10 protein-coding genes and 1 pseudogene are annotated in these 10060 nt (G+C 36.4%); 10 read left to right on the forward strand and 1 reads right to left on the reverse strand.

Going from position 1 to position 10060, the window contains the following annotated elements; genetic code table 11:
- Window positions 1–235 precede the first annotated feature (235 nt).
- Entirely contained in the window at window positions 236–400 is a 165-nt protein-coding gene (locus KK060_RS19930; RefSeq protein WP_254155581.1) for a hypothetical protein, read from the reverse strand.
- 766 nt (window positions 401–1166) lie between these two features.
- On the opposite strand from KK060_RS19930, the gene KK060_RS19935 reads away from it, so the two are divergent.
- The 10 genes and pseudogenes from KK060_RS19935 to KK060_RS19980 form a co-directional block, all read left to right on the forward strand.
- Complete coding sequence (locus KK060_RS19935; RefSeq protein WP_254155582.1) at window positions 1167–1595, forward strand: type IV pilin protein; 429 nt, start codon at window positions 1167–1169, stop codon at window positions 1593–1595.
- 485 nt (window positions 1596–2080) lie between these two features.
- Complete coding sequence (locus KK060_RS19940) at window positions 2081–3505, forward strand: GspE/PulE family protein (protein ID WP_254155583.1); 1425 nt, start codon at window positions 2081–2083, stop codon at window positions 3503–3505.
- Window positions 3438–5408 carry a type II secretion system protein GspD gene (locus tag KK060_RS19945; protein ID WP_254155584.1) on the forward strand — a complete coding sequence of 657 codons (1971 nt, stop codon included), beginning with the start codon at window positions 3438–3440 and terminating at the stop codon, window positions 5406–5408. Before KK060_RS19940 ends, KK060_RS19945 begins: the two co-directional genes overlap by 68 nt.
- A gap of 1 nt (window position 5409) precedes the next feature.
- Window positions 5410–6618 (forward strand): hypothetical protein, encoded by a 1209-nt coding sequence (locus KK060_RS19950; RefSeq protein ID WP_254155585.1) that lies wholly within the window; start codon window positions 5410–5412, stop codon window positions 6616–6618.
- Window positions 6618–7121 (forward strand): hypothetical protein, encoded by a 504-nt coding sequence (locus KK060_RS19955; protein ID WP_254155586.1) that lies wholly within the window; start codon window positions 6618–6620, stop codon window positions 7119–7121. Before KK060_RS19950 ends, KK060_RS19955 begins: the two co-directional genes overlap by 1 nt.
- Complete coding sequence (locus KK060_RS19960; protein ID WP_254155587.1) at window positions 7114–7488, forward strand: hypothetical protein; 375 nt, start codon at window positions 7114–7116, stop codon at window positions 7486–7488. Before KK060_RS19955 ends, KK060_RS19960 begins: the two co-directional genes overlap by 8 nt.
- Window positions 7485–7970: a hypothetical protein gene (locus KK060_RS19965; protein ID WP_254155588.1), complete on the forward strand. Its 486-nt coding sequence runs from the start codon at window positions 7485–7487 to the stop codon at window positions 7968–7970. Before KK060_RS19960 ends, KK060_RS19965 begins: the two co-directional genes overlap by 4 nt.
- 1 nt (window position 7971) lies before the next feature.
- Window positions 7972–8511 carry an OmpH/Skp family outer membrane protein gene (locus tag KK060_RS19970; protein WP_254155589.1) on the forward strand — a complete coding sequence of 180 codons (540 nt, stop codon included), beginning with the start codon at window positions 7972–7974 and terminating at the stop codon, window positions 8509–8511.
- On the forward strand, window positions 8504–9145 hold the full coding sequence (locus KK060_RS19975; protein ID WP_254155590.1) for a hypothetical protein: 642 nt from the start codon (window positions 8504–8506) through the stop codon (window positions 9143–9145). The genes KK060_RS19970 and KK060_RS19975 overlap by 8 nt, the downstream gene beginning before the upstream one ends.
- 245 nt (window positions 9146–9390) lie before the next feature.
- Window positions 9391–10060: pseudogene (locus KK060_RS19980) on the forward strand (hypothetical protein); the annotation flags it as partial.

A 10060-nucleotide genomic window follows, 5' to 3' on the forward strand; every position in this document is an offset into this window, starting at 1 on the left:
TGCATAATTAATCTAGATATCTATGGCGAGGTGTGCATTGGGTGATTTGCAAGTCAACTATTTGGTGAAGTGTCGCCCATAGTTCTTTAGACAGTTTGATATGACCAACAATGAACTAGTTCTCTACAAGGTCGTGCCATCCAGACTGGAACTCTTGCATTTCAGTTCAACAATTTCACAAAGTATATTTGTTTTCCTGTTAATCTACGGCATTTATCTATACATATTTAAAAGGTCATATTCCCGTTCTCCCTTGCAATAGATGTTGAGGTACAATGTGATATTTCCGTTTGCCAACTCCTTCCGCCGAATTTTGATAGGTTCCTTCCTCTGCTTTTCCTTTCTCTTCATGACCGTATTTTATTGTTTGGCGAAAAATGATTTGATGTCGTCTTTTCATAATCACTGTCCTTGATAGAAGCTTTCTATTCTTTAGCTTCTTTTATTCAATGAGACGAAAAAAGTGTGCGGACACTGATCCGCATTAGTTCCGGCGCATCGCTTCGAAATATTCCTAAGCGGTGTTCGCTAAGGTTTTAGAAGGCGAAGTAACAGTTGACTAATTTGTGCATTAAGAAGCTTAGCTTTTTTCTTCTTTGGCAAGTCGCTTATACTGGTAGCTGTTACACACTTAGAGCAAGAACCTTGTGAACAAGGTTTTGGCCGTGAATTTCTGCCCGCAAAATTCACAAACTTTTTTGAACTGTGATGTTTTGAGCTCATATGTCAGAAATGTCCGATTTACTTCATAAGACATGCCTTGGACTACTCTTGTCTATTTAAGACCCATCGCGTAACGTGTACGTTCCATCTGTAATACTTTATTTTTAATATATAACTGGAATACCTTTGCTGTTCGACTTGACTCATAATTAATTCAAGATTACATTCTATGAATGCATCTTTAGGAACTGTTTTGTTTTTTGCAAAAGAATAGAAGAGCGAGGACTCTATTATAGCTTAGTTAATATGATATAAGTTTCTCAGCAACATTAGTTTTATAACAAAAACCAAATCTAAGTACTTTTACTGATTAATAGAAACTACATTAGTTATTACACTATGAGATTAAGTTAACATTGTTTTTGCATTTAAGTATTTTTATGCCTCCATTTTAGTTTGTGGTTTTTTCGATTTATCTTTGATCTCACGTTTTGCCCCACAAAATGAATAAAGTTCCCTATCTCTCACTCCATCAGCGTGTAAAAGCATTCACGTTAACTGAGCTCTTAGTTGTTTTAGTGATCATCGGTATTTTAGTATTAATGTCTCTACCGGTATTAATGCCGCTTATTTCGAGAACAAGAAGTGTGGAGGCAAAGCAAGGCTTAAAGCATATCTATACCCTAGAAAAAACACATTTCTACGAATTTTCCAAGTATTCTTCTGACCTAGAAAGAATTGGTTTTGAGCAAGAAAAACTTGTCTCTGAAGGAGAGGACGGTAAAGCAAACTACACATTTGAAGTAATCTCAGCAGATTCTAAAAACTTCCTGGCACGTGCTACTGCTGTCGTCGATTTTGATGGAGATGGTCAATTTAATGTATGGGAGATTGATGATAAAAACAATCTTCTGGAGGTTGTTAAAGATTAGAATTCATTTTTATGCTTTGCCTTTTTTCAACAGTAGTGGTGTTGTTATTAATTTTTTACGAGGATATGAAAAGTCGAACTGTTAGACTTTTTCTATTTGTACTCTTATCCATATTGTTATTCTATTCAAGTTATAACGGTAAGAATTTATATACGCTTCTCATAAATATTATTTTTAACGTATTATATATAATCCTAATTACGTCCTTTGGTTATCTGTATACCGTATTAAAGAAGTCCGGTGTGTCTTTTTTTTCCTCTATAGGGCTCGGGGATATCTTGTTACTACTCTGCTTATCAGTTTGGTTCGAACCAATTACTTTTATTGTATTCAATACTGTTTCTCTTATTCTTGCCCTTGTTATTCATCTTTCTTTAAAGCAGGCAATAGCCTCATATTCACAGTTTGAAACCGTTCCTTTGGCCGGATACCAAAGCCTATGTTTTTCTTTTTTACTAGTCTTCACTTTTTTCAATAGTTAGATCATGATTGAGTTAGAGATAGATATAAGTGGAAAAAAAATTGTCTCAAGTGATCTTGCGTGGGCTTACAGAATAATTCCATTTAATATTTCTGACGACGAATACCAAATGTATGTGGATGAAAACCTTGGAGACGGGCAAATACAAGAACTCGAGGTGATCTTCGGTAGGAAAATTATACTTATTCCTGTTGCGTGTGCTGCCATTGAAAAAGCGCTGTCTAAATTTTATATACGAGAAGGAAGTAAGCCTGTTTCAAGAACATCGTTAGACTCATCTCATAAGGAATTTCTTCAATTGTTGTTGCAAGATGCGCGCGCTCTGAAGAGTAGCGACATTCATATAGAGATCTACGATAGTAAAGCAAGGATCAGGCTTCGTATGGACGGGAAACTAGTTGATCGGGTACAATTGAATAAGAGCGAATATCCGGCCCTTGTAAACAAAGTTAAAATTATGGCTGGATTGGATATTTCCGAAAAAAGGCTTCCCCAGGACGGTCGGATTTTCTTTAATAAAGACGGGTTAAAATTTGATATTCGTGTTTCGGTACTTCCTACATTATATGGTGAGAAGATCGTGCTTAGACTTTTGGGTAGCAGTGCGACAAGTGTAGACATTGAGAACCTCGGTTTTTCAGTTCTTGATCTTTCAAGATATAAGGATGCTATTAAAAAAACTAATGGCATTGTCCTTATAAGTGGTCCCACAGGTTCAGGTAAGACAACAACCTTATATGGGACGTTAAAATTATTGAATAGAGACACCGATAATATATTGACGGTAGAGGATCCAATAGAATATACATTAGAGGGAGTAAATCAGGTACAAGTAAAGGAAGATATTGGACTCACGTTTTCGAGTGCATTAAGAAGTTTTCTTCGTCAAGATCCAGACATTATAATGGTAGGAGAGATACGGGACGTAGAAACAGCAAGTCTTGCAATCCGAGCGGCCCTTACAGGACATCTAGTTCTCTCGACTATTCATACTAACTCTGCGTGGGGCACAGTCTCTAGACTAATAGATATGGATGTTCCTCCATTTCTTCTTGCTAACACATTAAATATTTCGGTGGCGCAGCGCCTTGTAAGATTACTCTGTCCTTCTTGTAAAGAAAGGATGCCTTTTGTGACGAGTATTTTGCCGAAAACTTTTACTCCCGAGGAAGTTCCTCAATGGCATTTTTCAGCACGAGGTTGCAATGAATGTTTTTTTACTGGATATAAAGGAAGGAAGGCGATATATGAAGTAATTCCGGTCGATAGTACTGTATGTGATTTTATTACAAACAATGAAAAAAATGTAAGTGAATACTTTAAAGCAGAAGGAATAAAGACACTTCAAATGAGCGCATTTGATGTTTTGGCTCAAGGACAAACAAGTATTGAAGAAATCTATTCTCTTCTACTCAATGATCAGTATTAAAAGACTTTTCTTAGTATTGTCGGTATTAGTGCTACCGATTGGAGTAGTTGCACAAGACCACTTCAATAATAGATTAATTGATATTCAAAATCAATTAAATATTCTATCTGATTCGGTTGCTCCGGGCTTAAATGAACTAGCAAATCTTTCCGTGTCGAATTTGCCGATACAATCTTTTTTAAGAACAGTTGCAGAAGGACATAATCTTAATATCCAGATAGATCCGTCCTTGAACATTATGTTGTCGAACAACTTTACCAATGTTCAGGTTAAGGACCTCTTATATTTCCTGTGCCAGGAGTACAAGTTAGACATCCGGTTTGTTAATAGCATTTTATCTTTCGTTCGTTACATTCAACCTCAAAAAGTAGAGCTTCCCCTGTCACCAAAAAGGCTAAACATTGCCTATGATCCATTATCAGGCAAACTTTCTTATGATTTGGCAAATGATAGCTTAAGGAGTTTTGTTAAACAGATTACAGGCATAACCAACAGGAATGTGATTACTAGTGGTGGTCCTGAACTGGAGCATAAAATAGTTAGAGGCTATATAAAGGACCTTCCTCTTGAAAATGCACTTGATAAGCTTGCATATATTAATGGGTTGAAGTTTTCTAAAACCAAGGATGGTGTATACGTATTCGAAAGCGCCACGCCGCCAGTGCAGCAATATAGTAATAACGCAACTTCCAATTATAATAATGTTTCTCGTGCTATTCCGAGCGGAGATATAACGGTCAGGGATTCTCTAATTGATTTGGATGTAGTTAATTTTCCTTTATTGGAAGTCATTCAACAAGTGTCGCCGCAATTAAACAAGAGCTATATTCTCTTTTCTGATTTAACTGGAAATACTACCGCAAAAATCAAGGGTGTGTCATATACTGAACTTTTGTCTTTCCTCTTTCAAGGAACGAATTTTACATACAAGAGACATGGACAGGTGTTTCTTATAGGACAGCGTAATGTAGAAGGATTTAAGTCGACTGAAATATACAAGCTTGATTTTCGCCCTGTGGAAGGAGTAGATAAAGAATTACCTGCTGAGTTAATTAAAGAGATTGAGATACGTCCTGTAAGAGAGCTTAATGCATTAATACTTAACGGAAATAAGCATAGAGTTGATGAATTAATATCCTTTTTAAAGTTAATTGATCAACCAGTTCCTAATATCCTCATTGAAGTGATTGTTGCAGATGCAAAAAAAGGATTTAGTCTGCAAACAGGTTTAAAAGCCTTTCTTTCTGATAGTGTACCTAAGACTAGCGGGCAATTATTTCCTGGAATAGACTTAACCTTAAGCTCACGGTCCGTAAATAGTGTGCTTGATAAACTTGACTCAAGAGGTCTTGTTAATCTTGGTCGTGTGTCTCCTAAATTTTATACGACACTTCAGGCGATGGAGAAAAATAACAATATACAGCTACGATCTACTCCTAAACTTTCAACAATTAACGGTAGCAAAGCAAATCTCACAATAGGTGAATCTGTTTACTATGTTGAGCAGACGCAAAATATTACAGGTGGTGTTAACCCAATAACAACCACTGCTCAACGATTTAATAAGGTAGAGGCCAATTTATCTATTACAATTAGTCCTGTGGTATCGGGAAATGAGCATATTACACTTGATATTGTTGCTGAGTTTTCCGATTTTATTCCTCCTACAATACAAAATGCCCCTCCTGGGAACACCACAAGGAAATTTGAATCAAAGATTAGAATAAGGAACGAAGAAATGATCATTCTCGGAGGTTTAGAAGAACTGTCTAAGTCCGAAACCGGTTCAGGAACACCTATTTTGTCACGCATCCCAGTTCTTAAATGGATTTTTAGCTCCAAAACAAGAGAGAATTCTGATAATCGATTGATTGTATTTATAAAACCAACAATTGTTTATTGATATGATCAGGTCGATTGTAAATATAGGGGAAGTACTTGATTTGTATCTTGGTATTGATATAACTATAGATGTGGAGGGAACTCGAAGGATTGCTTATTGCTTATTGAAAAAGGAAAATGAAAGATTAATAATAAAATATTGTAAGGGTGATTTGGATGTTAATGATACAGACGAACAAGTTTCTTTTTTGATTAAGAAAGGAATTCCTATCCACGTTAACATTAATGGCAGACCTGTATTAACAAAAACGGTATCATCATCAGAACAGCCAGTAGGGGATGTGAATAGGTACTTTCCAGGACTTAGAAAAGAGGATTTTGTTATTCAGCTGTATGAAAACAAGAAAAATACATCTGTTACAATTATTCGAAAGGATGATGTTTTGAGTAATTTTTTGCCTGGTATTAGGGTGCATACCGTTTCATTCGGTGTTTTGATTGTCGAAACGTTAATACCTGTTCTTAACGCTAATGCTATCACTATTAACAATCAGAGAATAGTTTTTGCAGATGGAGTAATTGACCACATTGAAAAGGGCGAGACTAAGTACGGAGACATTCTTAATATCGGTGGTGATTACATTCCACCGGAATGCCTGCTAGCGTATGCAGGGGCGATAAGTTTGTTTTTGCAGCGGATGCATATTACCATTGATGGTCTTCCCGACAGCCTTTTATTGGAAGCGAAACTTTTTCAAGTTAAACGGGAACTATTTTCAATAGGAAGATATGTTTTGTTATCTCTGTTGATTTTTCTTGTGATTAATTCTGTCGTGTTTTTTTGGCTTCAGAGAAAAGTCACCGTAGCAGAAGAAGACCTTCTATTGTTAGAGGGAAGGAGTAAGAGAAAGCGGATCAACTCAATACGCAATTCTACGATGTCTGCTGCATACGATAAGATAGGCTGGGAGCTCAATAGAATTCCGTTGTTTTATGCAGATCAACTTGCATCCCATGTACCGGTAGAGATTCAGCTAAATATACTCGAGTTGGGCACTATCAATGAGAATGCATTTAAACAAAACAAAAAGGCATCTTTTAATCCCTTTGAGTTAAGAGTGCACGGGGTAACAGCAGATCCTGTAGTCCTTAGTGATTGGATTGTTGAAGTTGAGAAAGTAGACTGGGTAAAGGGAGTAACCGATCAGCGGTACCAATACGACCAGCGATTGAAAAGCGGTGTGTTTGAATTTAAAATTTTGGTAAAATAATGGAGGGCCAACTGTTAATATATAAAAATAGAAGGCTAATTAAATGGCTTATTATTGCCATCGCTGCTCTTGTTTGTTTTGCGTCCGGCCGACACACCTTTAGTTTGTTCCAGCGATATATAACGCTTAGTAATAACGATGGACTAGCAGAGCAACTTAATGTCACAGCCTCTAAATATCCGTCGGAGGCTTTTAACGGTGGCAGGAGAAGTGACGTTATTTTTGACGCTATTAGTACGGCGGCTAGAAATAATCAGGTTACAATAAAAAAGATCAATAGCCCTGTTCTGTTTGAGGAATCAACTTATGAATTATTAACAGAAGAGGTTGTGTTGGAAGGCGATTTTGTTAAAATTATTTCCTGTATTAACGAAGCAGAATCGAAAATGGATTTCATAAAAATTGCTTCTATGAAATTCGAACGGGAACAGCAATCTGCAAAAAGTGAAACATTATTGTTGAAAATCTATTTTCAATGGATAAAGGAGCAAGAAAATGAGTGATAAGATAAGAAGACTGGTTGGCATTATATTGATTTCAGCCATTGTTTTGGTTTCATGTGAGGATATTATTGTAGAAGATATTTCTAGCGATACAGTTTTGCTTCGAGCTCCTGCTGATAATATAGTTACAAATACAAAGAAACATCTTTTGTGGTGGGATGAGCTGCCAGGAGTGAGTCAGTACAAACTTATCGTGGTGTCTCCGGATTATGAATCACCTAGTATTATGTTATTAGATACTCTTGTAACAGATAATACCTTTGAAGTGGAGTTAAACGCAGGTAAGTATCAATGGTGTGTGAGCGGCCAGAATACAGGATACAAGACATCATACAATTGCAGGACCATGGAAATTACAAATGAATGAAAAATTCAAAAGTTACATGGTTGATTATTCTTGTTATTGGTGTTTGGGGTACCATCGGCTTCAAAATCTACCGCAGCCTTAATAGTGACGAGCAGATTTTAACACCTACACTTCCAAAAAAGATGACGCAAGTTACGACAAAGGAAAATTATCCTTTGTTATTGAACTATAATGATCCATTCCTAAAAAAAAACCAGTTGAAAAAGGCGTCTGAAATTCAGTTAAAAACTATTGCTGTAAGCAGAAGTGTTAAACGAGAGGATCAAAATCGCAATGTTATTATTACATGGGATAAAATTGTATATATGGGGCTAATGCACAACGCGTCTAAAAATATCGTTGTAGCCTCTCTTAAAATAGATGGAAACGATTATATAGGGCAACAAGGTCAGTTAGTTAATGGTTTTAAAATAGAGTCTATATTTAAAGATTCTCTTCAATTATCATTTGGCAATCAGTTTAAGTTTATTAAGAAACAATAATATGCAACGTTCATTTATATTTATTACAGTACTTGTTTTGTCATGCTCAGTGGCGGTGAACATTTACCTTTATTTATCCAGACCTACAATTGCTTATGTGCGATCACGTGATTTAATTGAAAAATATTCAGGTACTATTGAGGCACGAGCTGCATTTGAAAGGAAGAAGTCAGCAATGCTGGCAAATGTTGATTCTTTAGAGGTGACACTTAATAAGGCGAGAGAAGCATTTGTTGAAGAACAAACATCGTTAAGTTCAAGACAACAGGTGCAAAGGCAATCGGAGTTAGAGCAACAACGAACTCGACTTTATCAATATGAAGAAGCAATAGATCAGAAGATTGATGAAGAAGATAATAAAATGATGAGTGCCGTTCTCAACCAGATCAATAGTTTTGTGGAAGAATATGCCAAAGAAAATAACATCGATATTATTTTAGGAACAACATTGTCAGGCAGTTTACTTTATGGAGAGCAGTCTATGGATATTACTGAGCAAGTTTTGAGTTCTATTAACAATAAATACAAAGGTAATGATTAGGAATAGTCTCAACTCTCTTTTACTTTTTATTGTGGCGATTCTGATATTATCGTGTAATAATAAAAGACCTGCTTCACTCGGTGCTGAAAGCTATCTAAGATGGATTTCATCAACAGAAAGCAATTTCGTCAAAGTAAAAACAATTAATAATTTCAATATTCAAGTAAAGTATTTGCCGTCACAATATCTTGCGTATCGAGAATTTATGAATTCCGATTCTTTAAGTTATGATTCATTATTAAAATCCTATGCATGTGGATTGAGTTTCCAAATTTTGCTTCATGCTGATAAAAATGACAAGCACTATTATAACCTTCAATACTACGGTTTGACCAGCGAGGAGGAGCTTGCTGCGCGTATTCGTTATCTTAGCTTTGGAATTGAGAACTTCATTAGTATCAAGCACAATGAAAATTTATACTTGCCAATACTATCAAACTTTGAGGGATTCGATTTTATAGGAAATCGCTTGAGCTTTCAGGTAGTATTTGTAATTCCTGAATACAATTGTGGTCGGGGAAGTACTCTTAATGACCTCATATTATCGTTTGAAGATCCATATTGGAGTACAGGGAAGAGTAACTTCGAGTTCAAAGGTGTTGATATTCTTAGAGCTCCACAGTTAGATTTGTAAGATGTCACCAAGCCTCATAGAGGTTCGTAGAAAAAATAATTATTTAAAAATTTTCATTTTAACGCTACATAGCCGATCTTCGTCCTAGTTAAATCCCACTATGAAAATAAGAACCTCTTCACCTGAAATGGGACCTCTCCATTTTGTAATTCCTTCCCGAAAAGAAATACTAATCACTAAAAAGTGCCTGCCCGAACCACAGGTATATGCTCTGTTGATTTTCTAATATTAGCTTAATAATATTTATGATTAGAAACCCCAAGATTATCAGGGCTATTGCTCTGTGTCTTCTCTTGCAATTCACTTTAAATGTGTTGGTTCCCAGTGTATGTTATGCACTTACTTCGGGTCCTACACAACCTGAATTCTCCAGTTTTGAACCAGTGTCAAGTTCAAACATGGTTGATGAGTTTACAGGTGACTTCACCTATAATTTGCCATTACTTGAAGTTCCAGGGCCACAAGGTAGTGGTTATCCAATTTCGCTTTCTTACCATAGTGGCGTAACACCAGAAGAAGAAGCATCATGGGTAGGATATGGCTGGACATTGAATGCAGGTGCCATCAATAGAAGTACGAGAGGTATACCAGATGACTACAATGGAAGACCTATTACCTATAGCAATGAGATGCCCAGAAATTGGACTGCAACGGCAGGAGGTGCGGCGACTTTTGGTGAAGCATTTAGTGTCGATCTAAAGCTTGGCTTTAATACTTCTATTCGTTATAACAACTATCGTGGCTTTGGTTATAATGGTGGAGCAGGCATTTCACTTGGAAAAGGTGTAGTTGCGCTGGGTTATGGAGTTTCAGATGGAGAAGGAAGTTTTTCTCTTAATGTTAATCCAACAGCAGCTCTAAATGCCTATACGGCTCAGCATGCAAATACGGCTTACAATGTTGAGACATATGAAA

It is taken from the genome of Chryseosolibacter indicum, assembly GCF_018598585.1.
Classification (GTDB): domain Bacteria; phylum Bacteroidota; class Bacteroidia; order Cytophagales; family Cyclobacteriaceae; genus Chryseosolibacter; species Chryseosolibacter indicus.

Excerpts from the sequence above, each read along its gene's own strand:
- KK060_RS19965 (WP_254155588.1), top strand. The coding sequence starts at position 7,485 with ATGAAAAATTCAAAAGTTACATGGTTGATTATTCTTGTTATTGGTGTT.
- KK060_RS19950 (WP_254155585.1), top strand. The coding sequence starts at position 5,410 with ATGATCAGGTCGATTGTAAATATAGGGGAAGTACTTGATTTGTATCTT.
- KK060_RS19960 (WP_254155587.1), top strand. The coding sequence starts at position 7,114 with ATGAGTGATAAGATAAGAAGACTGGTTGGCATTATATTGATTTCAGCC.
- KK060_RS19955 (WP_254155586.1), top strand. The coding sequence starts at position 6,618 with ATGGAGGGCCAACTGTTAATATATAAAAATAGAAGGCTAATTAAATGG.
- KK060_RS19970 (WP_254155589.1), top strand. The coding sequence starts at position 7,972 with ATGCAACGTTCATTTATATTTATTACAGTACTTGTTTTGTCATGCTCA.
- KK060_RS19975 (WP_254155590.1), top strand. The coding sequence starts at position 8,504 with ATGATTAGGAATAGTCTCAACTCTCTTTTACTTTTTATTGTGGCGATT.
- KK060_RS19945 (WP_254155584.1), top strand. The coding sequence starts at position 3,438 with ATGTTTTGGCTCAAGGACAAACAAGTATTGAAGAAATCTATTCTCTTC.
- KK060_RS19930 (WP_254155581.1), bottom strand. The coding sequence starts at position 400 with ATGAAAAGACGACATCAAATCATTTTTCGCCAAACAATAAAATACGGT.
- KK060_RS19940 (WP_254155583.1), top strand. The coding sequence starts at position 2,081 with ATGATTGAGTTAGAGATAGATATAAGTGGAAAAAAAATTGTCTCAAGT.
- KK060_RS19935 (WP_254155582.1), top strand. The coding sequence starts at position 1,167 with ATGAATAAAGTTCCCTATCTCTCACTCCATCAGCGTGTAAAAGCATTC.